The 26,224-nt window shown below is 72.5% G+C and carries 25 protein-coding genes; 17 read left to right on the plus strand and 8 right to left on the minus strand.

From position 1 onward, the window contains the following. Window positions 1-49: 49 nt before the first annotated feature. The 3 genes from PVE36_RS02250 to PVE36_RS02260 form a co-directional block, all read right to left on the minus strand. Window positions 50-868 carry a DUF3152 domain-containing protein gene (locus PVE36_RS02250; RefSeq protein ID WP_277454300.1) on the minus strand — a complete coding sequence of 273 codons (819 nt, stop codon included), beginning with the start codon at window positions 866-868 and terminating at the stop codon, window positions 50-52. Window positions 869-905: 37 nt separating this feature from the next. Beyond that, on the minus strand, window positions 906-2,423 hold the full coding sequence (locus PVE36_RS02255; protein ID WP_277454302.1) for a TM0106 family RecB-like putative nuclease: 1,518 nt from the start codon (window positions 2,421-2,423) through the stop codon (window positions 906-908). A 115-nt stretch (window positions 2,424-2,538) separates the two neighbouring features. Beyond that, entirely contained in the window at window positions 2,539-4,095 is a 1,557-nt protein-coding gene (locus PVE36_RS02260) for a phospholipid carrier-dependent glycosyltransferase (RefSeq protein WP_277454303.1), read from the minus strand. A gap of 59 nt (window positions 4,096-4,154) precedes the next feature. Here PVE36_RS02260 and rsmI point away from each other — a divergent pair, with 59 nt between their 5' ends. The 7 genes from rsmI to PVE36_RS02295 are packed head-to-tail and all read left to right on the plus strand — an operon-like array spanning window position 4,155 to window position 10,057. Continuing rightward, window positions 4,155-5,012 carry a 16S rRNA (cytidine(1402)-2'-O)-methyltransferase gene (gene rsmI / locus PVE36_RS02265; protein ID WP_277454304.1) on the plus strand — a complete coding sequence of 286 codons (858 nt, stop codon included), beginning with the start codon at window positions 4,155-4,157 and terminating at the stop codon, window positions 5,010-5,012. A gap of 18 nt (window positions 5,013-5,030) precedes the next feature. Further along, the gene (locus tag PVE36_RS02270; RefSeq protein WP_277454305.1) at window positions 5,031-5,816 is read left to right on the plus strand and encodes a histidine phosphatase family protein; all 786 of its coding nucleotides are present in this window, start codon (window positions 5,031-5,033) and stop codon (window positions 5,814-5,816) included. Between the two features lie 7 nt (window positions 5,817-5,823). Then, window positions 5,824-6,417, plus strand: a complete 594-nt coding sequence (locus PVE36_RS02275; protein ID WP_277454306.1) for a TlpA disulfide reductase family protein — start codon at window positions 5,824-5,826, stop codon at window positions 6,415-6,417. Continuing rightward, a complete protein-coding gene (locus PVE36_RS02280) occupies window positions 6,414-7,190 on the plus strand; it encodes a cytochrome c biogenesis protein CcdA (protein ID WP_277454307.1) in 777 nt (258 codons plus the stop codon). The genes PVE36_RS02275 and PVE36_RS02280 overlap by 4 nt, the downstream gene beginning before the upstream one ends. Beyond that, a complete protein-coding gene (locus tag PVE36_RS02285; RefSeq protein WP_277454308.1) occupies window positions 7,190-8,773 on the plus strand; it encodes a cytochrome c biogenesis protein ResB in 1,584 nt (527 codons plus the stop codon). Before PVE36_RS02280 ends, PVE36_RS02285 begins: the two co-directional genes overlap by 1 nt. Continuing rightward, window positions 8,770-9,726, plus strand: coding sequence for a c-type cytochrome biogenesis protein CcsB (gene ccsB / locus PVE36_RS02290; protein ID WP_277454309.1), 957 nt, complete (start codon window positions 8,770-8,772; stop codon window positions 9,724-9,726). Before PVE36_RS02285 ends, ccsB begins: the two co-directional genes overlap by 4 nt. A 7-nt stretch (window positions 9,727-9,733) precedes the next feature. Then, window positions 9,734-10,057: a DUF4229 domain-containing protein gene (locus PVE36_RS02295; protein ID WP_277454310.1), complete on the plus strand. Its 324-nt coding sequence runs from the start codon at window positions 9,734-9,736 to the stop codon at window positions 10,055-10,057. A gap of 12 nt (window positions 10,058-10,069) precedes the next feature. Here the strand turns inward: PVE36_RS02295 and PVE36_RS02300 are convergent, their stop codons facing one another. Together PVE36_RS02300 and menE are read right to left on the minus strand one after the other, a co-directional pair. After that, window positions 10,070-10,960, minus strand: coding sequence for a 1,4-dihydroxy-2-naphthoate polyprenyltransferase (locus tag PVE36_RS02300; RefSeq protein WP_277454311.1), 891 nt, complete (start codon window positions 10,958-10,960; stop codon window positions 10,070-10,072). Between the two features lie 21 nt (window positions 10,961-10,981). Then, the gene (menE, locus tag PVE36_RS02305; RefSeq protein ID WP_277454312.1) at window positions 10,982-12,175 is read right to left on the minus strand and encodes an o-succinylbenzoate--CoA ligase; all 1,194 of its coding nucleotides are present in this window, start codon (window positions 12,173-12,175) and stop codon (window positions 10,982-10,984) included. Window positions 12,176-12,279: 104 nt separating this feature from the next. Between menE and PVE36_RS02310 the strand changes: the two genes are divergently transcribed. Then, on the plus strand, window positions 12,280-12,858 hold the full coding sequence (locus PVE36_RS02310) for a hypothetical protein (RefSeq protein ID WP_277454313.1): 579 nt from the start codon (window positions 12,280-12,282) through the stop codon (window positions 12,856-12,858). A gap of 46 nt (window positions 12,859-12,904) precedes the next feature. Here the strand turns inward: PVE36_RS02310 and PVE36_RS02315 are convergent, their stop codons facing one another. Together PVE36_RS02315 and PVE36_RS02320 are read right to left on the minus strand one after the other, a co-directional pair. Next, on the minus strand, window positions 12,905-14,329 hold the full coding sequence (locus PVE36_RS02315; protein ID WP_277454314.1) for an SLC13 family permease: 1,425 nt from the start codon (window positions 14,327-14,329) through the stop codon (window positions 12,905-12,907). 77 nt (window positions 14,330-14,406) lie between these two features. Next, window positions 14,407-15,363 (minus strand): 1,4-dihydroxy-2-naphthoyl-CoA synthase, encoded by a 957-nt coding sequence (locus PVE36_RS02320; RefSeq protein WP_277454315.1) that lies wholly within the window; start codon window positions 15,361-15,363, stop codon window positions 14,407-14,409. A gap of 164 nt (window positions 15,364-15,527) precedes the next feature. On the opposite strand from PVE36_RS02320, the gene PVE36_RS02325 reads away from it, so the two are divergent. The 7 genes from PVE36_RS02325 to menD all read left to right on the plus strand — a co-directional run bounded on the left by PVE36_RS02325 (window position 15,528) and on the right by menD (window position 22,487). After that, window positions 15,528-16,400, plus strand: coding sequence for a hypothetical protein (locus PVE36_RS02325; protein ID WP_277454316.1), 873 nt, complete (start codon window positions 15,528-15,530; stop codon window positions 16,398-16,400). A gap of 44 nt (window positions 16,401-16,444) precedes the next feature. Next, window positions 16,445-17,437: a GTP pyrophosphokinase gene (locus PVE36_RS02330; RefSeq protein ID WP_277454318.1), complete on the plus strand. Its 993-nt coding sequence runs from the start codon at window positions 16,445-16,447 to the stop codon at window positions 17,435-17,437. A 29-nt stretch (window positions 17,438-17,466) separates the two neighbouring features. Further along, complete coding sequence (locus PVE36_RS02335; RefSeq protein WP_277454319.1) at window positions 17,467-17,871, plus strand: VOC family protein; 405 nt, start codon at window positions 17,467-17,469, stop codon at window positions 17,869-17,871. Beyond that, window positions 17,868-18,851 (plus strand): o-succinylbenzoate synthase, encoded by a 984-nt coding sequence (locus tag PVE36_RS02340; RefSeq protein WP_277454320.1) that lies wholly within the window; start codon window positions 17,868-17,870, stop codon window positions 18,849-18,851. Before PVE36_RS02335 ends, PVE36_RS02340 begins: the two co-directional genes overlap by 4 nt. 95 nt (window positions 18,852-18,946) lie before the next feature. Beyond that, complete coding sequence (locus PVE36_RS02345) at window positions 18,947-19,258, plus strand: hypothetical protein (protein ID WP_277454321.1); 312 nt, start codon at window positions 18,947-18,949, stop codon at window positions 19,256-19,258. After that, complete coding sequence (locus PVE36_RS02350; RefSeq protein WP_277454322.1) at window positions 19,255-20,742, plus strand: hypothetical protein; 1,488 nt, start codon at window positions 19,255-19,257, stop codon at window positions 20,740-20,742. The genes PVE36_RS02345 and PVE36_RS02350 overlap by 4 nt, the downstream gene beginning before the upstream one ends. Then, window positions 20,739-22,487 (plus strand): 2-succinyl-5-enolpyruvyl-6-hydroxy-3-cyclohexene-1-carboxylic-acid synthase, encoded by a 1,749-nt coding sequence (gene menD, locus PVE36_RS02355; protein WP_277454323.1) that lies wholly within the window; start codon window positions 20,739-20,741, stop codon window positions 22,485-22,487. Before PVE36_RS02350 ends, menD begins: the two co-directional genes overlap by 4 nt. Before the next feature lie 19 nt (window positions 22,488-22,506). On the opposite strand, the gene PVE36_RS02360 is transcribed toward menD, so the two are convergent. Continuing rightward, window positions 22,507-23,808 carry an isochorismate synthase gene (locus tag PVE36_RS02360; RefSeq protein ID WP_277454325.1) on the minus strand — a complete coding sequence of 434 codons (1,302 nt, stop codon included), beginning with the start codon at window positions 23,806-23,808 and terminating at the stop codon, window positions 22,507-22,509. 40 nt (window positions 23,809-23,848) lie between these two features. Here PVE36_RS02360 and PVE36_RS02365 point away from each other — a divergent pair, with 40 nt between their 5' ends. Together PVE36_RS02365 and PVE36_RS02370 are read left to right on the plus strand one after the other, a co-directional pair. Then, window positions 23,849-24,541 (plus strand): demethylmenaquinone methyltransferase, encoded by a 693-nt coding sequence (locus PVE36_RS02365; protein ID WP_277455736.1) that lies wholly within the window; start codon window positions 23,849-23,851, stop codon window positions 24,539-24,541. Window positions 24,542-24,882: 341 nt separating this feature from the next. Then, window positions 24,883-26,193 carry a geranylgeranyl reductase family protein gene (locus PVE36_RS02370; RefSeq protein ID WP_277454326.1) on the plus strand — a complete coding sequence of 437 codons (1,311 nt, stop codon included), beginning with the start codon at window positions 24,883-24,885 and terminating at the stop codon, window positions 26,191-26,193. The last annotated feature ends 31 nt before the right edge of the window (window positions 26,194-26,224 follow it).

Raw genomic sequence — 26,224 nt, forward strand, 5'->3', positions numbered from 1 at the left:
CAGCGAAGGGGAGGGGCCGGCCCTCCCCGCAGGTCCGGTGGTCGCGACCTCAGTCCGTCGGGGGACCGGTGACCAGCTCGCCCTTCGTGTCACGCGGCCACGCGTTGGCCTCGCACCCGTCGAGGCCGAGGGTCTGCTGCAGCATGACGGGCGCGGTCCGGCCCTTGCCCGGGCAGGCCTCGTGGCCCTTGCCCAGCCCGTGGCCGACTTCGTGGTTGATCAGGTAGTGACGGTAGAGCTCGAGGTCCTCGATGTGCGGGACGCCGATGTACCAGCGGTCGAGGTTGACCAGGATGTACCGCCCCGCACGGCAGGACGTGTAGCCCTGGGTGTTGGCTCCCGCGGCGGCGCACTGCTCGTCCACGCTGTCCGGGGTCGCGAGCCGGATGATCAGGTCGGGCTCGCCCCCCGACACCCGTTGGAACCGCCACCTGCCGTCACCGGTCCAGCCGCGGGGGTTGCGCAGGGTGGCGTCGATGGCGGTGGCGAACTCCTTGGCGCCCACACCCGATCCCTTCTCGACCTCGACCTGGTAGGTCATCAGCCGGCCGGACGTGCCACGCACGCGGTCTGACCCCTGCGCTGTCTCGAAGGTCCCGGTGGTCCGGTAGTCCGGAAGCGTCGGGCTCGACGAGCTGGGGCTCGCGGACGTGGAGGAGGACGACGACGTCGACGGGGTCCGCGGCGGGGCGGCATCAGCCGAGGGGGAGGAGGTCGTCGACGTGGCGACGGGTGCGGCGCCGGAGTCCCGGTCGGGGCGCAGGGTGACCAGCAGCACCCCGACGATGACGAGCAACCCGATCGCGACGCCCACCCGGCGGCGGTGTGCCTGCCCACGGTCCCTGGGCGCGAGGTCGGACGAGTCCACGGGCATCAGGGTAGAGGCCCGGGACGGGTGGTGCGGCTCACGTCGCGTTGTCGAGGAGCCAGTCACGCAGCCGCAGCGTGGACAGGCAGTCGTACTCGTTGTACTGGCCGAGGTCGCTCAGGCGCTCGGCGGCCAGTGCCGCGTCGCCCTCGGCGACGGCGTCGCGGTACCGCTGGTACTCGAGGATCGACTCGCCGCCGCCGGTGACGCCGTCCGGGTCGCGCAGGTCGGCGCCCATGTAGAGCGGCTCGAGACGCTTGATGGAGTAGGACGGGCTGCCCACGCGCACAGAGGACTTCACCACCGCGTAGAGGTCGATGAGCACGCCGTCGTCGATCAGGGCGGCGACCTCGTCGCGGTACACGTCGTGCCGGGCGGTGAGCCGGGTCAGGGCCGTCTGCTCGTAGCCGGCGTAGTGGTAGACGTGCATGGCGGGCCAGCGCCGCCGCCGCTCACCGACCCAGTCGACGAAGTCGACGAGCGCCTGTCGCTCCTCTGCGCGGTCGTGCGCCCAGAACGGCGTGAAGCGCTCGCCGTCCTCCGTGGTCAGGCACCCGAAGAGGTACTCCAGGCCCGGGTCGTCGTCGGGGCCGTCGCGCCACATCGGGTCGCCCTCGAAGTCGAAGAAGACATCTCCCGGGCTCGGCTCCGGCAGGACCGCCGGGGTGTGCACCTCGAAGGCGAGGGGCTGGTCCCGGGTCGGCTCGACCAGCTGCAGCCGGGCCTGGGCACTCATCGCGGCGAGGTCCTCCGGCTCGAGCCCCTCGACCGGGTCGGTGCGCTGCGCCAGCGCTGCGGCGGTGGTCACGCCGGCGTGGAGGAGCAGGCGCCGCCGGTACGACGAGACGCCGGCGACGATCCCGACGTCGCCGGACGCGCTGAGCTCGGCCCGGCAGGCGTCGCAGCGCAGACAGGCCCGCCACCGGGGATCGCCCCACGCCACCGGTGCGTCCTCACCGAGATGGGTCTCGAGCACCTCGAGGACCCGTGACCGGACGGCGGCGAGGTCCTCGGTGACGTCCTCCAGCGGGGTGTCGACGACCGACCCGTCCCCGAGGTAGAGCCGGACGAAGGGGGCGACCTGCGCCCCCGCCTCCTGCAACGCCTCGGCGTAGGCGGCCACCTGGGCGAGCGCGTGGGCGTGGGCGGAACGGGCCAACTTGGTCTCGGCGACGATCCACCGACCGTCGTCGCCGCGCAGCAGGTGGTCGGCGCGGCCGGTGAAGCGGCCGGTGCGGACCGGGGCCTGGTGCACCAGGCGCACGCTCGGGTCGGCGAGCAGCCGCAGGGTCGCCTCGTGGTCGAGCCCGCGGGCGTCACGGACCCCGTCGTGGTGCTCGAGGGTGAGACGTCGGGTGACCTCGGCCTCCCACTCCCGGCCGGCGGCGCCGAAGCGGTCCCGCACCGCGTCGGGCGCGCTGGGCACCACGTCCCGGCGTCCCAGTCGGACGTCGGCCTCGACCAGCAGGCCGAACTCGCAGCGACGACCGGTCCGCAGGTCACCCGGGGTGATCGTCGGGGGGCCGGGGACGCCGTCCAGCAAGGGGTAGTGCATGGTCCCGACCCTACGAGGGAGCGCCGACAAGCGACCGGGCGTGGTCGTTCCGAGGGTGGTCGTTCGGGGGTGCTTGGGGGCGCAGGTCGCCCAGCGACCGTGAGCCCCCGAGCGTTCAGACCCAGCTGGGGAACCACATGCGCCACTGCCAGTGGTCGTAGGGGATGACCTGGGCGGTCCACACCGGCCAGAAGAAGGCGAAGTTGGCGAGCACGAGCAGGCAGTAGGCGCCGATGACGAGGTGGCCGACCCGCCGTCGCCGCTCGGGCGCGCCTCGGGGCCCCAGCGCCAGCCCGAGGAGGAAGACGACCGCGAGGATCACCCACGGCTGGAAGGAGATGACGTAGAAGGTGAAGATCGTGCGGTGCTGGAGGAAGAACCACGGCAGCCACCCACCGACGAACCCGGCGAGGATCGCCCCGGCGCGCCAGTCCCGCTTCATGCCCCAGTGGTAGAGCAGGAAGAAGAGCGCGATGGTCGCCAACCACCAGATCGAGACCGAGCCCAGGCTGGTGATCGCCTTGGAACACTTGTCGACGGCACATCCCTCGACCCCCATCTCCTTCGACTCGTAGAAGAAGGACGTCGGCCGGGACTGGACCATCCACGACCACGGGTTCGACTGGTAGGTGTGCTCGGAGGTCAGGGTGTCGTGGAAGCCGTAGGCCTGCACGTGGTAGTCCCACAGCGAGCGAAGGGAGGGGGGCAGCCACTGCACGCCCTCGCCGGGGTTGTCCGCGGCCCACGACCGGTTGTACCCGTGCGTGCTGGTGAACCACGACGCCCACGACGCGAGGTAGGTGCCGAGGACGACCAGGCTCATCGAGATCCCGGCGGGGACCCCGTCCTTGAGGATCCCGGCGCCGAACCAGCGTCGGGTGCCCACCGCCCTTCGCGCCCCGATGTCCCACCAGACGGTCATCAGGCCGAAGATCGCGAAGAAGTACAGCCCCGACCACTTGGTGCCGCAGGCCAGACCCAGGCTCACCGCGGCCACGAGGCGCCACGGCCGCCACAGCAGCCACGGTCCGGTGCGCATGCGCACGCCGGCGGGGAGCGCGGCGACCTTCTCCGCCAGCCGTCGTCGTGACCAGTCGCGGTCGATGAGCAGTGCGCCGAAGGCGGCCAGCGCGAAGAACATGAGGATCAGGTCGAGCAGGCCCGTGCGCGAGTGGACGAAGTGGTGTCCCTCGAAGGCCATGAGGAAGGCGGCGATCGTCCCGAGCCAGCTGGAGCGGAAGAGCCGTCGGGCGATCCGGCCGACCATGAGGATCGAGATCGTCCCGAGCAGCGCCACGGAGAAGCGCCAGCCGAAGCTCGACGTCGGTCCGAGGACCCACTCGCCGAAGGCGATGATCCACTTGCCCACGGGTGGGTGGACGACCATGTCGCCCTGGGTGGTGATGAAGACATCGGTGCTGCCCTCGGTGAAGGTCGGGTCGACCTTCTCGCCCTCGCCCTTCCACTTCATCTCGACGCCGTGGTCGAGCATCGAGACGCCCTGCTTGACGTAGTAGGTCTCGTCGAAGATCAGCTGGTGGGGGCGCCCCAGGGACCAGAAGCGCACGAGTCCGCCGATGAGGGCGAACAGCAGCGGACCCAGCCAGCCCCACAGCACGTCGCTGGGGCGGAACCCGAGCAGCCGGGAACGCAGCTGCTCACGGCGATCCATGGCCGTCATCGTAGGTGAGCCTGCGCAGCACCGCGGCGGTTGCTTGGGAGGATGTGGGCATGCCACTCGTCCTTGCCGCCACGCCCATCGGTGATCCCCGTGACGCCAGCACCCGATTCCGGGAGGAGCTGGCCGGCGCCGACGTCGTCGCGGCGGAGGACACCCGCCGGCTGCGCCGCCTCGCCGGCGAGCTCGGGGTGGAGCTGCCCGAGCGGGTGGTCAGCTACCACGAGCACAACGAGGCCTCCCGCACGGCGGAGCTGCTCGAGTCGGTGACGAAGGGGGAGCGCGTCGTCCTCGTCACGGACGCCGGGATGCCCTCGGTCTCAGACCCGGGGTACCGCTTCGTGCGGGCGTGCATCGACGCCGAGCAGCACGTGACCTGCGCACCCGGCCCGAGCGCGGTGCTCGTGGCCGTGGCCCTGTCCGGGCTGCCGGTGGACCGGTTCTGCTTCGAGGGCTTCTTGCCGCGCAAGCCGGGGGAGAAGCGCCGGGTGCTGGAGGAGCTCCTCCACGAGCGGCGCACGATGGTCTTCTTCGAGGCGCCCCACCGGATCGCGGCCACCCTGGAGGTCATGGCCGACCGCCTCGGCGCCGACCGTCAGGCCGCGGTCTGCCGCGAGCTGACCAAGACCTACGAGGAGGTCCGCCGCGGCGGGCTGGCCGAGCTGGCGGAGTGGGCCGCCGAGGGCGTCAGGGGTGAGATCACCATCGTGGTCGGCGGTGCCGAGGAGACCATCGTCTCCCTCGAGGACGCAGTGGCCGAGGTCCTCGCCCGGCACGACCGCGGCACCCGTCTGAAGGACGTCTGCGCCGCCGTCGCGACCTCGACCGGTCACGGCAAGAAGGCGCTCTACGACGCCGTCCTGTCCCACAGGGCCTCTGCGAACCGACCTGACAGGTCCCGCTCAGACTGACCTGAGACAATCCGCGCCATGACCGAGCCGATGCCTGACTCCGGCACCGACCTGCCCCTCGACCCCGACACCATTGAGACCGGCGACACCGCGGAGCGCGCTGCCGCGAGGGCGGCGGCGGGTGCACGCCAGGCCCGTGCCGAGCACGCCGACAGGGCGGAGCCGGGCGCCCAGGAGCGCACCGTGGTGCGGCTGATGCGCCACGGTGAGGTCGACAACCCGGACAAGATCCTCTACGGCCGCCTGCCGGACTACCACCTGTCCGACCTCGGTCGGGAGATGGCCGAGGCCGTCGCCGAGCACCTCGCCGACCGCGACCTCTCGCTCGTCGTGCACAGTCCGCTGGAGCGCACCGCCGAGACCGCTGCCCCGACCCTGGAGCGGCACGGCCTGACGGCGGTCGTCGACCCCCGGGTCATCGAGGCCGGCAACAAGTTCGAGGGGCGTCGCTTCCGCAAGCGTCTCCTGCTCGACCCGCGCCGCTGGTGGTGGGTGCGCGACCCCACCGTGCCCACGTGGGGCGAGTCGTACCACGCGATCAGCAAGCGGATGATGGCCGCCATCGAGGACGCCCGGGACCACGCCCGCGGCCGCGAGGCGCTCATCGTCAGCCACCAGCTGCCGATCTGGACGATCCGCAGCGCCCTGGAGAGCCGTCGCCTGTGGCACGACCCGCGCCGGCGCCAGTGCAACCTCGCCTCGCTCACCTCCGTGACCTTCGTCGGTGACGAGGTCGTCGACGTGTCCTACACCGAGCCCGCGGCCCACCTCTACGCCCGGGCCGCGAAGATCCCGGGAGCCTGACCCCTCGATGACTGACCACCGCCCCACCCGTCGTTCCGTCGTCGTCGCCGCGAGCAGCCTCGCCCTCCTGACGATCGCCGGCTGCTCGTCCTCGTCCGACACCGCGGACGCGGCCCAGAACGCCGGCTACCGCTCCGGTGACGGCAGCGTGACGATGATCGACCCGGACGAGCGGAAGGAACCCGTCGAGCTCTCCGGCGAGACCCTCGACGGGACGACGTGGGACAGCGCCGACCACCGCGGCTCGGTCGTCGTCGTCAACGTCTGGGCCAGCTGGTGCGGGCCGTGCGCCAAGGAGGCCCCGCACCTCGTCGCACTGAACAAGGAGCTGAAGGGGCAGGACGTCGAGCTCGTCGGCATCAACTACCGTGAGTCCTCGGTGGCGACCGGCCGGGCCCAGGCCGAGACGTGGGGCTTCACCTGGCCCTCGATCTACGACGAGACCGGCAGCACCTCCCTCGACATGCAGGGCACCATGACCGCCCAGCCCTCGACCGCCGTCCTCGACCGAGAGGGACGCATCGCCGCGGTCGTGCTCGGGGCGACGACCGAGTCGACCCTCATGGGTCTGGTCGAGGACACCCTCGCCGAATCCGCATGAGCACCGCACTCCTCGCCCTCGCCTCCGTCCCCGCCTCGCTGAGCGACCAGGTCACCGGCGGTGCCCTGCCGCTCGCGGTGCTCGTCGCCGCCCTCGCGGGCCTCGTCTCCTTCGCGACCCCCTGCGTGCTCCCGCTCGTGCCGGGCTACCTCGGCTACGTCACCGGCCTGTCCGACATCGCCCTGGAGAAGCGCAGCCGCGGCCGGATGGTCCTGGGCACGCTGCTGTTCATCCTCGGCTTCACCGCCGTCTTCTTGCTCGCGTCGCTCTTCGTCGCGACCGCCGGGCGGATCTTCATCGAGCAGCGGGAGCTGCTCATGCGCATCGGTGGGGTCCTCGTCATCCTCATGGCCCTGGTCTTCCTGGGCGCGGGCTCGCAGCGGACCTTCCGCCTGCCGGTCAAGCCGGCCACCGGGCTGGCCGGGGCGCCGGTCCTCGGCGCCGTGTTCGGCCTCGGGTGGGCACCGTGCATGGGGCCCACGCTCGCGGCGGTCCTCGCGCTCAACCTCACCGGTGATGCGTCGACCACCCGCGCGGTCGTCCTCGCCGTCGCCTACTGCCTCGGGCTGGGGGCCCCCTTCGTGCTGATCGCCGCCGCCTACGAGCGATGGGCCCCGGTGTCGGCGTGGCTGCGTCGGCGCCAGCGGACGATCCAGGTGCTCGGCGCCGTCCTGCTCATCATCATCGGCGTGCTCCTGCTCACCGGCGGCTGGGACGCGATCAACCAGTGGCTGCAGATCCGACTCATCAGCGACGTGGAGGTCCTCATCTGATGGCCGAGCGCGACAGTCGCCCCTCCTCCGCCCCGTCGGGGGTCACCCAGCCCAGGCTCGGTGTCGTCGGTTGGGCACGGTGGGGCTGGCGACAGCTGACGAGCATGCGCACCGCGCTCTTCCTGCTGCTGCTCCTGGCGATCGGCGCCGTGCCCGGCTCGGTCTTCCCGCAACGCAGCTTCGATCCCGGGCGGACCGCGGACTGGATCCGTCGGCACGAGACGACCGGCCCGATCCTCGACAGCCTCGGGGCCTTCGAGGTCTACTCCTCGCCGTGGTTCTCGGCGATCTACCTGCTGCTGTTCATCTCGCTCATCGGCTGCATCGTCCCGCGCACCGCCGTCCACCTGCGTGCCCTGCGCGGCAGCCCCCCGCGCGCGCCGCGGCGCCTGTCCCGCCTGGAGGCCCACGCCGAGGGCGAGGTGGACGGGACCCTCGAGGAGGTCCGCGAGGCCGCGACCACGGTGCTGCGTGCGCGCCGGTACCGCGTCGCCAGCCACGACGACGTCAGCGTCTCCGCGGAGACCGGCTACCTCAAGGAGACCGGCAACCTCATCTTCCACACGAGTCTGGTCGCGCTGATCGTCGGCGTCGCGGTCGGTTACCTGTGGGGCTGGAAGGCCGACGTCATCGTGCCCTCCGGTGAGTCCTTCGTCAGCACCGTCACGCGGTACGACACCTGGGCGCCGGGCCCGCTCGTCGACGAGTCCTCGCTCGCCCCCTTCGCCATCACGGTCGACGAGATGACCGCCGACTTCAACGACCGCGACCCGGCGGCCCGCACCTTCGGCCAGCCGCGGGACTTCGAGGCGAACGTCTCGGTCACCGACGCGGAGGGGAAGGAGTCGACCGACGTCGTCAAGGTCAACAACCCGCTGGAGATGGAGGACTCGACCGTCTTCCTCCTCGGCAACGGCTACGCACCCGTCGTCACCGTCAAGGACGACGAGGGGCAGGTCCTCTACGAGGGGGCGACCCCCTTCCTCGCGCAGGACGGCAACTACCGCTCCACGGGTGCGATCAAGGTCGGGGCGGCCACCGAGCCCGAGCAGTTCGGCTTCGTCGGGCTCTTCCTGCCGACCGCGACGATCGACCCGCAGCAGGGGCCGATCTCGGTCTTCCCCGACACCCGGGCGCCGGCGCTCGCGCTGAGCCTCTACACCGGTCAGCTCTACCCCGACGGCCAGGCGCAGTCCGTCTTCACCCTCGACACCGAGTCGATGGACAAGGTGGAGACGAGCGACGGCAGTGACCAGCTGCGGCTGTGGCTCACGCCCGGGGAGACCAAGACGCTGCCCGGCGACCGGGGCACGATCACCTTCGACGGCATCGAGCGCTACGCCGGATTCTCCGTGCGCAGCGACCCCGGCCAGGGGCTGACCCTCGTCTCGGCGCTGCTGGCGCTCGCCGGCCTCATCGTGACCCTGCTGGTGAAGCGGCGGCGGGTCTTCGTGCGGCTCGTCGAGACCGACGGCCGGGTGCGGGTCGAGGTGGGCGGCATGAGCCGTGACGACGACGAAGGCCTGTCCGAGGTGGTCGCCGAGGTGCGCGACCGGCTCGTGGGAGAATCGAGGACATCATGACGAACGAGATGCTGGCCCAGTACGCCAACTACGCACTGGCCTCCGCCGCGCTGCTGGTCACCGTGGCGATGCTCGGCTACGCCCTCTACCTCGCGCAGGCCGTGCCGGTGCGGGAGCGCGCCGACGCGGACGCCAGGATCCCGGCGACCGTGGGCGGCCCGGCCGACGACGCGGCCGTCGCCGGCGCGGACGCCGCTGCCCCGGTGGAGACGCCCATGAGGGCGCGCAAGGCCGCCGGCATCGCCGGGTCCCTCACGTGGCTAGCCGCCGGCCTCCTCCTGCTCTCGGCCGCGCTGCGCGGCGTCGCCGTCGAGCGCTTCCCCCTGGGCAACCTCTTCGAGTTCAGTGTCGCCGGGGGGTTCTTCGCCCTGGCGACGTTCAGCGTGGCCTCGACCCGTCGTGACCTGCGCTGGCTCGGGGTCTTCGTCACCGGCTTCGTCACGCTGCTGCTCATGGTCGCCTCGACCGCCTGGTACGTCGAGGCCGACGAGGTCGTGCCCTCGCTGCAGTCGTACTGGCTGCCCATCCACGTGACCGTCGCGACCCTGTCGGTCGGTGTCTTCGCCGTCGGCGCCATCGTCAGCGGGCTCTACCTGCTCAGCGACCGCGAGGTCGGCGGCGAGCGCTTCTGGCGCAAGCTGCCCCCGCCCCAGTCGCTGGAGAGGTTCTCCTACTCCCTGCACATCATCGGCTTCCCGCTGTGGTCCTTCACGCTCATCGCCGGAGCGATCTGGGCGCGCGAGGCCTGGGGCGCGTACTGGACGTGGGACCCCAAGGAGGTGTGGACCTTCGTCATCTGGACGGTCTACGCCGCCTACCTGCACGCTCGGGCGACGAAGAACACCTCACGCCGCACGGCGAACTGGATCGCCGTTGCGGGATTCGCGTGCATCATCATCAACTACACCGTCGTGAACTTCTACTTCATCGGCATGCACAGCTACGCGCAGTGAGGGCGACATGATCCGCTACACCCTGCTCCGGTTCCTCATCTTCTTCGGGTGCCTCGCGTTGTTCTGGCTGCTCGGCCTGCGGGACTCCAGCGAGCTGCCCTGGCTGGCCGTCCTCGCCGCCATCGCGTCGATGGTCATCTCGGCGTTCGTGCTCAAGCCCTTCCGGGCGGAGATGATCCAGCAGATCGAGGAGCGGCGTGCCGCCAAGGCGGAGAAGCGCGCCGCCCGGACCGACACCGACGAGGCCGTCGAGGACCGCGCCCAGGACCGCACGGCGACCGAACGCGCGGCCGAGTCCTCCGTGGAGGACGAGGAAGAGACCTACCGCTGAGGCCCCTCCGACTCAGACGGCGAGCGGGACGACCAGCAGGACGGCCCAGGCCAGCTCGGCGATGCCGGTCAGGCCCAGCGCGGGGATCAGTGCCCGGCCGGTGGCCCCGTCCTTGACGGCCTTGATCCCCGGCCGAGCGACGAGCAGCCCGAGGAGGGCGACCGGGGCCCAGACCTGCCAGATGGCCATGAGCAGCGTGCACACGGCGGCCACGAGGAAGAGCGCGAGGTAGAGCCGGCGGGTGCCCGCGTCGCCGAGGCGGACCGCGAGCGTGGTCTTGCCGGTCTCGCTGTCGGTGGGGATGTCGCGCAGGTTGTTGGCCACGAGGATCGCGCTGGCCAGTGATCCGACACCGATGGCGCCGAGCACGCCGATGGGGGTGATCGTGCCGATCTGGGTGTAGAGCGTGCCGAGCGTGGCGACGAGGCCGAAGAAGATGAAGACGTACACCTCACCCAGCCCGCGGTAGCCGTACGGGTTGTCGCCGCCGGTGTATCGCCAGGCCGCGAGGATCGCGAGCGCGCCGATCGGCAGAAGGATCCACGCCGCACTCAGGGCGACGAGCGCGAAGCCGAAGAACCCGCCGAGCCCCAGGAAGGCGAAGGCCATCGCCTTCACATCGGCCGGTGCGGCCAGCCCCTGCCCGACGAGACGGACGGGGCCGACGCGCTCCTCGTCCGTGCCGCGGATGCCGTCGCTGTAGTCGTTGGCGTAGTTGACGCCGATCTGCAGGCAGCAGGAGACCAGCAGGGCCAGCAGCGCGAAGCCGAGGACGGCACCGGTCTCCTCCTCCTCGATGTTGAGGTGCGCCGCCGCGGCGGCGGTGCCGACGACGACGGGTGCGATGGCTGCGGGGAGGGTTCGCGGTCGGGCGCCGGCGATCCAGTCGGAGAGTGAGGCCACGATGGTCGATCCTACGAGCGATCAGGCCTCGAGCAGGCGCGCCACGGCGGTGCGGTCGGGCTTTCCGGGGCCGCGCAGGGGCATCTCCGTCACGACGAGGACCCGCCGGGGGAGCGCGTGGGCGGGCAGGTGCGGCCGCAGCATCTCGCGGATCTCGCCGAGCCCGTCCGCGGGCACCGGACCGGGCGGCGGTCCCCCGGGCGAGGTGACCGCGGCGAGCCCGACGATCTGGCCCCACTCGGGGTCCGGCAGGCCGACGACCACGGCGCCGGTGACAGCCGGGACGTGCGCGACGACCGCCTCCTCGACGGTGCGGGGGGTGACCTTCATCCCGCCGGTGTTGATCAGGTCGTCCGACCGACCCAGGACGGTGACCCTCCCTTCGCCGTCGACGGAGCCGAGGTCGCTGGTGCGGAACCATGTCTGCCCGTCCCGGACGACGAAGGCGTCCGTCTCGAGCCCGAGGTAGCCGTGCGCGACGACCGGCCCGCCGATCTCGAGGGCGCCGTCGTCCCCGGTGCGCACGGTGACGTCGCGCAGTGGCGTGCCGTTGTAGACGCAGCCGCCGGCGGTCTCGGACATGCCGTAGGTGGTCACGAGGCGCACACCCTCGGAGCGGGCCCGGTCGAGCAGCGGTGCGGGAGTCACGGCCCCGCCCACGAGGATCGCGTCGAAGCGACGCAGCGCCTCCAGCCCGAGCGGGTCCTCGACGAGCCGGGCCAGCTGGGTGGGCACGAGGGAGGTGTAGCGGCGCTCCCCGTGCATCCGCGCCGTGGCCTCGACGAGGGCTAAGGCGCTGTCCTGAGGTGCGAGAGCCCCCCGGCCCGAGCCTCGAAGGGGGGTGGCCCCCGACGCCTCGAGGACCACCGGCGTCGTCCCTGCCGTGATGCTGCGCAGCAGCACCTGCAGCCCCGCGATGTGGTGCGGGGGCAGGGCGAGCAGCCACTGCCCGTGGCCACCCAGCCGCTCGGCGGTCGCCTCGGCGCTCGCGATGAGGTTCGCGGCGGTGAGGAGGGAGAGCTTGGGGGTGCCGGTCGAGCCGGAGGTCGCGACGGCGACCGCGAGGTCGTCGGGGACCGGCCCGTCCGGGACGCTCGGCGACTCGTCCGGGGAGTGCGGGTGGATGGGGGCGGTACCGGTCAGCGCGCGCTCCAGGGTGGGGAGGGCGCCGAGCATGGCGGGGCCTGCGGGCAGGGGGAGCGGGGTGATCGGCACCCGTCCATCTTGGCGGATGCACAGGGCGCCGGGGGGAGCCCCTCCACAAACCTGTCGGGCCAACCCCATCGTCAGCGCGCGTCGGCCTCCCTAGCGTCGTCCGCATGGGGATGACACGTTGTGCTTCCGTCGGCCGTGTGGGCGTGCCGCCGCAGGGGTGGGCGCGGGCAGCTGCGCTCGGCTGCCTGCTGTGCGTCCTGCCCTCGATCCTGTGGCGCCTGGCGATGCTCGCCGGGGTGGACACCGGCTTCGCCGACGCGGACTGGTACCGCGCCGAGGGCTCCCGGATCGCCTACGTCCTCGGCCTCGATGCCCTGCAGCTGGCCGGGGCCCTGCTCTGCCTCGGTCTGGCCCAGCCGTGGGGCGAACGGGTACCTCCCTTCGTCCCGGGCCTCGGCGGCAGGACCCTCCATCGGCTGCTGCCGATGGCCCTGGGGGGAGCCGGGGCCGTGCTGCTGTACGTCGTCATGGGGATGCTGGTCACCTCGTACGGCAGCGTGTGGCTGGGGATGCGCGAGGGATGGACGCCGGCGGCGGGGATGGAGCCGCTCGAGGCGACCATGCTGGGTCTGGCCTACGCCCCGCTCTTCGCCTGGCCGGTGGTGCTCACCGTGGCGCTCGTGGGCTACTGGCGGCGCCGCAGCCCCCTTCGCCCGCCATCAGGTGGTCATCTCGTGCGGTGAGGACCGACGGGAAGCGCACCAACCGACCACCTGATGGTGACCGGGTTCAGGCGAAGATGCTGGCCACGAGCACCAGCGGCAGCGAGACGACCGCGCCGAGGGAGGTCGCGAGGGTCAGTGTCTTCAGCGCGCCCTGGGTGGACAGGCCGAGGAGGCTCTTGAACATCCAGAAGAAGTTGCTGTTGACGTGCAGGGCGAACATCGCGCCCGAGGCGATCGCCAGCGCGATGACGACGGGGTCGACCCCGGTGGAGGCGACGACCGGAGCGATGATGCCGGCCGCGGTGATCGCGCCGACCGACACGGAGCCGATGGCGAAGTGCAGCAGCGCGGCGATGAACCACGACAGCAGGACGGTGACGAGGATCGGCGCGCCGGCGTCCGCGGAGAAGAGCCCCGCGAGGGTCTTGTCGAGGCCCGTCTCGCTGATCACGGCGCCCAGCGAGCCACCGATCCCGGTGATGAGCAGGATCTCGCCGGTGGTGCGGAAGCCGTGGGAGAGCGCGTTGCCCGTCCCGTCGCTGCCCAGGGTCCGGCGGCCGATGACGAAGGCGACGAGCAGGCCGATGAAGAGCGCGATGTTGGCATTGCCGACGAAGGCGATGACCGCGCTGTCGCTGCCGAAGAGCTCGGCGAAGGCGCCCGTCGCGATGAGGACGAGCGGGATGAGCACCGGGCTGAGGCGCAGGATCAGCGGCATCTGGAGTGCCTTGGCCGGGATCGCGTCGGGGTCCTCGATGTCGGGGTCGTGCGCGTCGTGCGCCGCCCGGTGCTCGTCCTCGGTGCCGATGGCCTCCCACGCGGCGTGGTGCGGGTGGTCGGGGTGCTCGACCTCGTCCTCGTCGATGTCGGTGCGCTCGTTCCAGAAGCCGGTGGCCAGCAACAGCTTGAAGAGGAAGGCCACCACCAGCGCGGTGATCAGCCCGATCGGGGCTCCGTAGATGAGGTACGTGCCCAGGGGCAGGTCGAGCAGCCCGGCGACGGCGACGGCCGCCAGCCCCGGCACGACGAAGACGTACCCCGAGAAGATGCCGATGGCGATGGCCCCCGCGAGCCACGGGAGACCGCGGCGCTTGTTGATCACCGGCGCGGCCTGCCGGGCCATCGGCGAGGCGAGGACCACCTGCACGTCGACGTAGATCGACGGGAAGATCGTCGACAGCGCAGCGGCCATCGCGTAGGGCAGGCGGCCCCCGACGCGGGCGGCGATGATGTCCACCAGCCGGCGGAAGGTCCCGGTCGCCTGCAGCAACGAGCCGATGAGCACGCCGAAGCCGATGAGCAGACCGACCTCGGTCATGATGTCGCCGAAGCCGACCGTGATCGCCTCGGTGGTCCCCGCCAGCCCGACCCCGGCAGACAGGCCGAGGAAGAGCGAGGAGACGATCAGCGAGATGACCGGGTCGACCTTGAACCTGATGATCAGCAGGATCGCGAGGGCGATGGCGATGAGGGTGAGGGCGACGTCCACGGCGGGCACCCTACGCGCCGGTGGCCGGCATCACACCTCGGGACCTCGGCTGCCCAACGGGTGAGAAGGGGGTGGGATCAGAAGTACCAGGGGAAGGAGGACCAGTCCGGGTCGCGCTTGTCGAGGAACTGGTCGCGCCCCTCCACGGCCTCGTCGGTCATGTACGCCAAGCGGGTGGCCTCGCCGGCGAAGACCTGCTGGCCCATGAGGCCGTCGTCGGTGAGGTTCAGGGCGAACTTGACCATCCGGATCGCGGTCGGCGACTTGGCCATGATCTCGCGAGCCATCTGCAGCGCCTCGACCTCGATCTCGGCGTGCTCGACGACCGCGTTGACCGCGCCCCACTCGTAGGCCTCCTGGCCGGTGTAGGCGCGGCCGAGGAAGAAGATCTCGCGAGCGCGCTTCTGCCCGACCATCTTCGCCAGGTAGGCGCTGCCGTAGCCGCCGTCGAAGGAGCCCACGTCGGCGTCGGTCTGCTTGAAGCGGGCGTGCTGGCTGGCGATCGTCATGTCGCAGACGACGTGCAGCGAGTGCCCGCCGCCGGCGGCCCAGCCGCCGACGAGGGCGATGACGACCTTCGGCATGGTGCGGATGAGGCGCTGCACCTCGAGGATGTGCAGCCGGCCCCCTTCGGCCTTGACCCGGCGCTCGTCGACGCCCGCGACGCTGTCGTCGCCGGTCGGGTCGCTCGCGTACTGGTACCCGGAGCGGCCGCGGATGCGCTGGTCACCCCCGGTGCAGAACGACCAGCCCTGCGTCGTCGCGCTGCTGCCCTCGCGCGGCGTCGGGCCGTTGCCGGTGAGCAGGACGACACCGACGTCGGGGCTGCGGCGGGCGTGATCGAGCGTGCGGTAGAGCTCGTCGACCGTGTGCGGCCGGAAGGCGTTGAGGATCTCTGGCCGGTCGAAGGCGATCCGCACGCAGCCGAGCTCCGTGGACCGGTGGTACGTGATGTCGGTGAGGTCCTCGAAGCCGGGGACCACCTCCCAGGCCCGCGGGTCGAAGGTCTCGCTGACGTTCTCCAGTGCGCTCACGGGGCCGAGCCTATGGCCATCCGCTGGCGCGATCTCCACAACCCCCGTCGGCGGTCCGTCGACCCCCACAGCCGAGCGAAGGGGGGTCCCCCTCGCCTCCCGCAGCCGGTGGGCTGGGCAGGTGGCCGATCGCAGGGATCGGTCACCGACGAGAGGACGGACCGATGGGCGAGCGCTGGTTGTACGGAGTGGATGGTGGGCTGCTGGAGCCTGAGGATGAATGGGGCAGGGACCCGTGGCTCGACGGGGTCCCGCCGCCCCGGGAGGGCGGTCGTGCCCAGGGCGGCTTGGGCACGGTGACCGAGGTCGTCCTGATCGACGGCCAGGTGGTGGACTCGGTGAGCCGCCCGGTCTCGGGGAGCGGCTACGAGTGTGCCGCCCTCGAGCTGGCGCACCTGCGTGAGCCCGCGCCGCCCCCACGGGTCGAGCGCGTCATCGTCCGGGAGGAGCCGCAGGAGCAGATGCTCCACTGGCTCGAGCGCGTGGTCGGCGGCAAGGAGGCCCTGGACGCGCTGGACGACGAGCCGCTGCCCCTGGGGGAGCCGCTCGAGGCCGGCCTGCTGCCGCTCGGGAGCCGCGACCTCGCGTGCGCCGTCGACGAGCACCTCGACCTGCTGGAGCCGGCGCCGATCCTGGCCGGGCAGCTGCTGACGGCCTACCGCCGGCTTCTCGCGACGGCCGCACACGAGGGGATGCTCCACCTGTGGCGGGACGTCCCACCGGCCAAGGTGACGGCGACGATCGTCCACACCGTCGTCAAGGCGAATGCGCTCACCGGGGCCGGCGCCCCCTTCAGCTACGGGACCTTCGTGCGGGGGCTGGGCGAGGGCACGGCGCCCTCGGCGCGTTCCCGCAGCCTGGCCCTGCTCGTCGGCGGGAGCCAGTGGCCGCACGGGCGCAGTCCCTCGGATGCCCCGGGGGTGTACGTCCTCGGGGACACGGGCCTGCTCGTGAGCCGCTTCCGCAACGAGCTGATCACCTACCGTGACCTCGCTCGCACGGCCGATGCCGCCCGTGGGGAGGTGGCGACCGGCTGACGTGCCGGGCGGCCTGAGGGGGTGATGTGAGGCAGGCTGTCCCCATGGCGAGCAAGCAGTCGACCCGGATCCGCAGGGCCGTCCAGCGATACGCCGCGGGACGCGAGGAGCTGCGCGCGGTCACGGATGCCTATGTCGCCCTCGTGACCCAGCTGCTCGACGACGCGGGCATCAACTACCTGGCGGTGACCGGACGCACCAAGTCGGTGGAGTCCTTCGCGGGCAAGGCAGCCCGCCGTCTGCCGGGTGGTCGGCTCGCTCACCCGAAGCCGCTCACCGACATCACCGACCAGATCGGTGTCCGTGTCGTCACCTACGTGCTCTCCGACGTCGCGGCGGTCGCCCAGCTGCTCTCGTCCCAGCTCGAGGTGCGTGAGGACCGCGACATGGGCCAGGAGACGGCGGACGCCGGACGGTTCGGCTACTCGAGCCGGCACCTCCTCGTCGCCCTCGACGAGGAGCGCGATGAGCCGGGGATCCCCGCCGGGACCCAGGCGTCGATCCAGATCCGCACCGTGCTCCAGCACGCCTGGGCGGAGTTCGAGCACGACGTGCGCTACAAGGGATCCGTCAGCGCGGAGCACGGCCCCGACTTCGACCGCCGGTTCACCCTCGCCGCGGGGCTCCTCGAGCTGGCCGACCAGCAGTTCACCGCCATCCGCGACCGCCACCGCGAGGAGCTCACGTCGCCGGCAGAGGGAGCGGACGACGACCCACGGATCAGCCCCACCGACCTCGCCGCCTTCCTCGCCGGCCAGTTCACCGACGCCGGCTGGTCCCGCACCGACCACTACGCGTGGATCAGCAGCCTGCTGCTCGAGCTCGGCATCACCTCGCTGTCCGAGCTGCGCGAGGTGCTGCGCGACGTCGACGTCGCGGCCATCGAGTCGCGGATGGGGTACCGCTACCCGCCCGGTGCGGTCCGCCGTCTCGATGACGCCCTGCTGTCGGTGTACGGACAGCGGTACGTCGAGCTCCACGGCAATGCACACCGGGTCCCCCTGCTCGCCGCCAGGCTGGACAAGTTCACCGGCTGACCGGTCGCGGCCTCGGTTACCGTCGGGCCATGGCACTTCGCTGGTACCAGATCTCCGTGGACGCGCGGGACGCCGCGACGCTTGCCCGCTGGTGGGCCGACGTCCTCGACTGGGAGCTCGGCTTCGAGGACGAGTACGAGGTCAACGTCGTGCCGCCCGGCACGAGCGACGACCCCGTCGACACGGTGGAGACGTGGCAGGCGATGCCGCCGACCTTCGTCTTCGCGCCGGTGCCCGAGGGCAAGACGGTGAAGAACCGCCTGCACATCGACCTCGCCCCGCACATCGACCAGGACCGGGACGCGCTGATCGAGGAGCTGCTGACCAAGGGCGCCGCCCGCGTCGACGTCGGCCAGGACCCCGATGTCACCTGGACGGTGCTCGCCGACCCGGAGGGCAACGAGTTCTGCGTGCTCTCCAGCCGCGACCGATGAGCGCACCCACCCCGGACGAGCTGCTCGACGGGCTGCACGTCGTCACCCTGCCCCTGCGCACGCGGTTCCGCGGGATCACCGAGCGGGAGATCGCACTGGTGCGCGGGCCCCACGGATGGGCGGAGTTCGCCCCCTTCGTCGAGTACGGCCCGCAGGAGTCGGCCCGCTGGCTGGCCGCGGCACTCGAGGCCGCGTGGACCGGATGGCCGGACCCGGTGCGCACCACGGTGCCCGTCAACGCGACCGTCCCGGCGGTCCCCGCCGACGAGGTGGCCGGGGTCCTCGCCCGCTACGACGGATGCACCACCGCCAAGGTCAAGGTCGCCGAGACCGGCCAGACCCGGTCCGACGACATCGACCGGGTCGCCGCGGTCCGCGACACCATGGGTCCGCACGGTCGCATCCGCGTCGACGCCAACGGCGGCTGGACCCTCGCCCAGGCGCACGACGCGCTCGCGGCCCTCGCCCCCTTCGGCCTGGAGTACGCCGAGCAACCCTGCGCCGATGTGCGGGACCTCGCCCGTCTGCGGAAGGAGCTGGCGCGCGCCGGTGTCGACGTGCCGATCGCCGCGGACGAGTCGATCCGCAAGGCCGAGGACCCGCTCGAGGTCGCCCGGCTGGGCGCCGCGGACCTCGTCGTGGTCAAGGTCGCACCTCTCGGCGGCGTCGCCCGTGCCCTCGAGGTCGTCGCGGACTGCGGACTGCCCGCCGTCGTCTCCTCCGCGATCGACTCCAGCGTCGGCCTGCGGGCCGGGGTGGCGCTCGCCGCGGCGCTGCCCGAGCTCGACCACGCCTGCGGTCTCGGCACCGCGGCGCTGCTCGGCGCCGACGTCACCACCGACCCGCTCCTGCCGGTGCAGGGCCGGCTGCCCGTGCGCGACGTCGTGCCCGATCCCGACTTGGTGGCCGCCCACGCCGCTCCCGCGGCACGGCTGGACTGGTGGCGCGACCGCGTCACCGCCGCCCTGGCGCACCTGTGACGCGCACGTCCACAGCCCGAGCCGACTGACGCCGCTGCTCCACAACCGGCGCGAAGGGGGCGCCCGCCCACCCCGCGAGCCGGTGGGCTGTGGGCATGGACATCCCCCCGCTCCTGCTCGAGGACCTCGACGCGCTCGCCCTCCGTCTGGAGCGCCTCGCCGACGACGTCGACGGGCTCGTCGCACGGACCGCGCACGGTACGAGCCGCTCGTGGCGGGGCCCGGCTGCCGACCGGCACCGCGAGCTCGTCGCGGCGCACGCGGCCGACCTCACCGCCCTCGGCGCCGCCCTGCGGGGCGCGGCCGCCGCGGTGCGGGTGCTCGCGGCCGCTGCGTCCGAGCACCTGGCCATGCTCGGGGACCCCGCGACGGCGCGAGTCCCCCGCCCCGACCCGGCGCTGCCGTGAGCCGCGAGCTCACCGTCACCGGCGGCACGCACGGCCTGGCGGTCTCCTTCGAGGAGCTCGAGGACGGGGCGCAGGTCCTGGAGGTCGTCGGCCGGGACGTGGCCGAGACCGCGGTGCGCGTCGGCGCCACCGCGGTTGAGCCCGCTCTCGCCCTCGCGGGCGTGGTCGCACCGGTCGAGTACCTGGCCGCGGAGGCCGCGGTCCTCGACTGTGCCCGCGACGCCGTCGGGGTCTCGACGCAGGTGCTCGCCACCGCCGAGACGACCCGGGCGGCACTGGGGCTGTACCGCGCGGGGGAGCAGGCGGCCGAGGCGCTCTTCGACGTCGCAGCCACCTCGGTGGGTGTTGCTGTCGGCGCTTCCGTGCCCACCACGGCCCTGGCGGCCGCCCTCTTCACCCCGCTCCTGCTCCCGCGACTGCCGATGGTCGGCGCTCCCGCCACGGCCGCCCTCGTCGGTCTCGGCCTGGGCCTGGGCCAGGAGGTCGACGAGCTGCTCGTGCACGCGCCCGGACTCGTCCCGTTCGTGGCCGAGGGATTCGACGGTCTGGTCATCGGCCTCGGCAGGGGCACACCCGCGCTGGGGACCTGGCTGCGGTGGCGGTCCGGACGGCTGGGTGTGCCCTACCCGCCGCGCACGCAGCAGGAGGCACTGCAGGTTGTCGTCGCCGCGACCGGGGGGATCGCCCTCGACGAGTCCGACCACGAGGTGCGCGTGGTCCCACACGCCGTGACGGTCGGGCGGGCACCCCGCAGTGTCGCCGACCTCGTCGACGACAGCGGCCCCACCTCGGGTGGCTCCCGGGTCCGGGTCGTCGGTGTCCCGCGCGCCGACGGGTCGTGGACCTGGGTGGTCGACGTGCCGGGGACGCAGAGCTTCGCACCCCGGGCGGGGGAGAACCCCTGGGACCTCACCAGCAATGTCCTCCTCGCCGCGGGAGAGCAGACCCTGACGATGCAGGCCGTCACCCGCGCCCTCGCCGACGCCCAGCGGCGCACCGGGTCCGTCGGACGCAGCCGGGTGCTCCTCGGCGGCCGTAGCCAGGGCGGTCTCACCGCCGCCGCGCTCGCCGCCGACCCGCGGTTCCGCAGCCGCTTCCGGGTCACCCACGTCGTCACCGCGGGCGCCCCCGTCGCGGGCCTGGACGTCCCCGACGACGTGTCGGTCCTCAGCCTCGAGCACACCGAGGACCCCGTCGCCGGGCTCGACGGCGCGGACAACCCGGACCGCGAGGGCTGGGTGACCGTCGAGCGTCGCGTGGCCGACGTCCTCGGGCCCGACGACGGGGCGACGGACGCGCACGCCACCGAGCTGTACGCGCAGACCGCCCACCTCGTCGACGAGAGCGACGACCCGTCGCTGCGGTCGTGGCGCGAGGGCGCGGACGCCTTTCTGGACGGCGAAGGGGGAGACCCGGTCGTCATCGACTACGCGGTCGAGCGGGTCCCGGCCGGGATGTCGGCAGTGGCAGGATCGGTCCCGTGAATCCCTCGACGACCGGAGCCCGCGTCCTCCTCGACGAGCTCGTCCGGCTCGGCGTGCGTGAGATCGTCCTGTGCCCGGGCTCCCGCTCGGCGCCCCTCGCCTACGCCGCGCACGACCTCGACGCCTCCGGTCGGGCCCGGCTGCACGTGCGGGTCGACGAGCGCAGCGCGGCCTTCCTCGCCCTCGGGCTGGCCAAGGAGAGCCGGCGCCCGGCCGTCATCATCACCACGAGCGGCACCGCTGTCGCCAACCTCCACCCCGCCGTCCTCGAGGCGCACCACGGCGCGGTACCGCTCCTCCTGCTCACCGCGGACCGGCCACCCGAGCTGCGCGGAGTCGGTGCCAACCAGGCGACCGACCAGCTCGGCATCTTCGGTGAGCACGTCCGGCTCGCCCTCGAGCTGGAGACCCCGCAGGACCCGCCCCGCCAGGCCGCGGCCTGGCGCACCGGTGCCGCGCGCGCGTGGGCGGCCGCCACCGGGGCGCTCGGCGGGTCGGGTCTCGCCGGGCCCGTCCACCTCGACCTGCCCTACCGCGACCCCCTCGCGCCGGACACGTCCGCGGATCGATGTATTCGTGCGCCTCTGGACACGCCCGAATACATCGAACCAGTGAACCCGGTCGCCGGCCGCCCGGGTGGGACGCCGTGGGTGACCCTGCCGGCGCCCGCCCCGGTGACGACTGCCGCCGCCACGCCCCTCGCGCACGACCCGCAGACCCTTGTCGTCATCGGCGAGCTCCCGAGCGCCGAGCACCGTGCCGCCGCGCTGGACTGGGCGGCCCGCCACGGCGCGCCGGTCATCGCCGAGCCCGGCCCGGGGACGCACCCCCTGGTCCTCCCGCACGGTGCGCAGCTCCTCGCCGCCACCGAGTGGGTCGACGCGCACCTGCCCACCCGTCTCCTCGTCATCGGCCGACCGACCCTCGGGCGCACGATCCCGGCCCTCGCCCGTCGCCCCGGCGTGCGCGTCGAGGTTGTGACGCCGGCCGAGCCCGGCGCGGCGGGCTGGGCCGATGCCACGCACACGGCCGCCGCCGTCCACCCCTTCTCGGCTCTCGCCGGCGACGCGGAGGAGCGGGGGGTCACCCCCTTCGCCCGGACATGGCTGGGGGCCGCCGACCGGGTGGCCGACGCCCTGGGCGGTGCCGGTGACCTCGACGGGCCCACGACCGCCCGGACGCTGCACGACGCGGTGCCGGGGGAGAGCCTGGTGCTCCTCGGCAGCAGCAGCGTCGCCCGGGACCTGCACCTGGGCGTGCCACGGCCGCGGGCCGACGTGCACCCCGTGACCAGCCGCGGGCTGGCCGGCATCGACGGCTGCGTCTCGACGGCGGTCGGGCTGGCGCTGGCCCGCGCCGAGCCGACCTACGCCCTGCTCGGGGACCTGACCTTCCTCCACGACGCCAACGGGCTGCTCATCGGCCCCGACGAGCCGGTGCCGGACCTGACGATCGTGGTCGTCGACGACGACGGGGGCAGCATCTTCGACACCCTGGAGTACGGGGCGGCCGAGCACGCCGGGCCGATGCGCCGGCTCTTCACCACGCCGACGGGCGCGGACATCGAGGGTCTCTGCGCCGCGCACGGCGTGCCCGCCACGACCGCCCGGACCCCTGAGGACCTCACCCGCTCGATCGCGACCCCTGCCACGGGTGTCCGCGTGGTCCGGGTCCCCATCGCCGCGGGGTCCCGGCGCGCCGCGGGCGAGCGCACCCGGGCGGCCGTCACCGCGGCCCTGGGGTGAGGACCCCTACCTTCGCGGGTCAGCCGCCGAGGGCGGTGCGCATCGGCAGCAGCTTGGCCACCGACTCCGCGACCTCGTCCTCGGCGCGGGAGCCGGCGACGATGCCGCAGCCGGCGTAGAGGCGGAGGGAGTTGGGCGCGTCGTAGGAGCCGCACCGCAGCGCGATGCCCCACTCGCCGTCACCGGAGGCGTCCATCCAGCCGACCGGCCCGGCGTACCGCCCCCGGTCCATGTCCTCCAGCTCGGCGATGACCCGGTCGGCGTCCGCCGTCGGCGTGCCGCACACCGCCGCGCTCGGGTGCAGCGAGGCGGCCAGGGCGAGCGAGGTGGAGCTGTCGTCGACGACCCCCGCGACGTCCGTCGCCAGGTGCATCACGTTGTTCAGGTGCAGCACGAAGGGGGACTCCGGCACGTTGATCGAGGAGGTGTGGTCGGTCAGGGCCTCCGCGACCGAGCGCACCGCGTACTCGTGCTCCTCGAGGTCCTTGCTGCTGCGGGCGAGCGACCCGGCGAGCGCCAGGTCGTGGCTGTCGTCACCGGTGCGTCGGATGGTGCCGGCGAGCACGCGGGAGGTCACGAGGCCACGCTCGAGGCGCACGAGCATCTCGGGGGTGGCGCCCACCAGCCCGTCGACGGCGAAGACCCAGGTGGTGTCGTAGTCCTCGGCCAGGCGGGTGAGCAGCCAGCGGGGATCGATGCGCTCGTCCGCGGTCGCCTGCACGGAGCGCGCGAGGACGACCTTGTCCAGGTCCCCGGCGTTGATCCGGGAGACCGCCTCCTCGACGGCGGCGGCCCACCGCTCCTTGGTCAGGTCGCTGTCGGTGAAGGCGACCTCCCCGGGGTCCACGGGGGCGGTCTGGGACTCGAGCGGCTCGTCGGCCGTCGGGACCGCGGCGGCGGTGGTGGTCGTCGTCACCCAGGCCAGGTCACCGCGGCGCCCGACGACGACCTCGGGGACGACGAGCACGGACTCGGTGCCGGAGTGCGACGAGTAGGCCATCGACCCGAAGGCGATGGGTCCGGTGCCGGGCTCGTCCACGTCGTCGCGCACGATCGCCTCGGCGGTGACCGTGCGCCACCACTCCTGCGCCCGGGCGAAGCGGTCCGACCCGCGCGAGCGGAAGGTCGCGACCGTGCCCCACCCGACCAGGCCCTCTCCCTTGCGCACCCAGGAGACGATGTCGCCCGCGTCCACCGGCTCCGGCAGCAGCTCCAGCAGGTCGCCGACCTGCGCCGCGGGGACGGAGATGGTGCGTACGACCAGGGCGGGTCGGGAGTGGCCGAGCGGCCCCGGGACGTCGTCGGGTGATGGAGATGTCATGGCCGCCACAGCCTACGACTGCGGGTGCGAGGATGTGCACATGAGCCGCGCCACCCTGCAGAAGGACCCCAAGGCCGTCGCCGCGATGTTCGACGAGACCGCAGCGAAGTACGACCTCATGAACGACGTGATGTCCTTGGGCCAGACCCGCCTGTGGCGCCGGGCCGTCCTGCAGTCGCTCGAGCCGCGGCCCGGCCAGCGCATCCTCGACATCGCCGCGGGCACGGGGACCTCGTCGGTGCCGCTGCGCAAGGCGGGCGCGGACGTCGTCTCGGCCGACTTCTCGCTCGGCATGCTCCACCAGGGCCAGCACCAGTACCCCGACCTGGACTTCTCCGCGGCGGACGCGACGCGGCTGCCCTTCGCGGACGAGTCCTTCGACACGGTGACCATGTCCTTCGGCTTCCGCAACGTCGTCGACAGCGGTGCGGCGCTCGGGGAGTTCCTGCGCGTGACCAAGCCGGGCGGCCGGCTGCTCATCTGCGAGTTCAGCCAGCCGGTCAACAAGGCCTTCCGCACGGTCTACTCGGAGTACCTCATGGCCGCCTTCCCGCCAGTGGCCCGCACGCTCAGCTCCAACCCCGACTCCTACGTCTACCTCGCCGAGTCGATCCAGGCCTGGCCCGCCCAGCACGAGCTCGCCACGACGATCGCCGCGGCCGGGTGGGCCGATGTGCAGTGGCGCAACCTGACCGGCGGCATCGTCGCGCTGCACCGAGCGACGAAGCCGTAGCGAGGATCCGAGCGAGGGACGAGGGAGGCCCGCAGCACGGCCGAGCGCGAGCACGGGACCGAGCGGCGAAGCCGTAGGGCCCCGTCGCCTCACCTGCCCCCCGAATATCGGGTCACCCGGTAAACCCCCGCTTCGCAAGGGTCTGATACCGCTGCGAACCGGGGGAAAGTCCTGCACAGGTGCGAAGGGGGCTGCCCGCCCCGGCGGGGGAGCACCCCTTCGCCATCGGGCACCCCGGCGACGCCGCGAGGTTAGGTTCACCTGTGTCGTTCGCCTCGTCATGGAGAGGTAGGCTTCCCCGCGATCGTGAAATCCTTCACAAGCCCTCGAGGAACCCATTCGTGACCAGTGCACTGCCTGCGGCCGGTGATGGCCGCACCGCCGACGCCATCGTCGTCGGGGCCGGCCCCGGTGGCTCCGCGACAGCGGCATGGTTGGCGAAGGCCGGCAAGGACGTCGTCCTGCTGGAGAAGTCCACCTTCCCCCGCGACAAGATCTGCGGCGACGGCCTGACCCCCCGTGCCGTCCGCCAGCTGATCAACCTCGGGCTGCCCATGTCGGAGACCGACGGGTGGGCACACAACAAGGGCCTGCGGATCATCGGCGGCGGCATGACCCTCCAGCTCGACTGGCCGGACGTCGCCTCCTTCCCGGGCCAGGGCATGGTGCGTGCCCGGGCCGACCTCGACGAGGTGCTCGCCCGCCACGCTGCCGCCAGCGGCGCCACCCTTCTCGAGGGCCGCAACGTCGCCGAGCCGATCCTCGACGACCAGGACCGCATCATCGGCGTCACCGCCAAGGTCGTCGACCAGCGCGGCCGCGCCACCGGTGAGCGCGAGACCTACTACGCACCGGTCGTCGTCGCCGCGGACGGCGTCTCCTCACGGCTGTCGGTGAAGATGGGGCGCGAGAAGCGCGAGGACCGACCGATGGCCGTCGCCGTGCGGGCCTACTACGAGACCCCCCGCCACGACGACGAGTACCTCGAGAGCCACCTCGAGCTGTGGTCGACGACGCCGAAGGGGGAGAAGATCCTCATGCCCGGGTACGGCTGGCTCTTCGGCCTCGGCGACGGCCGCAGCAACGTCGGTCTGGGCGTGCTCAACACCTCGGAGGCCTTCGGCCGCACCGACTACAAGGACGTCATGCGCCGCTGGGTCGAGACGATGCCGCCCGAGTGGGGCATCAACGCCGACACGATGAGCGGGGACATCACCGCGGCCGCGCTGCCGATGGCCTTCAACCGCCAGCCGCTCTACGACCGCGGCCTGATGCTCGTCGGCGACTCCGGTGGCATGGTCAACCCCTTCAACGGCGAGGGCATCGACTACGCACTCGAGGCCGGCCACGCCGCCGCGGAGACGATCCTCCAGGCGCTCGCCCGCCCGACCGCTGCCGACCGCGAGCGGGTCCTGCAGTCCTACGTCACCCGGATGAAGGACATGCACGGCGGCTACTTCCGCCTCGGGGCGCAGTTCGCCAAGATCATCGGCAAGCCCGAGATCATGCGCCTGGCGACGAAGTACGGGCTGCCCCGGGAGACGCTGATGAAGTTCATGCTCAAGCTCATGGCCAACCTGCCCGAGGAGAAGGGCGGCGGTGTCGATGACCGGCTCGTGCGCCTCCTGACCAGGATGGCTCCCAATGCCTGAGGGCACTGCAGGCAGGACGAGCGCCTGCCCT

Origin of the sequence: Janibacter sp. DB-40 (genome assembly GCF_029510815.1) — a bacterium.
Lineage (GTDB): Bacteria > Actinomycetota > Actinomycetes > Actinomycetales > Dermatophilaceae > Janibacter.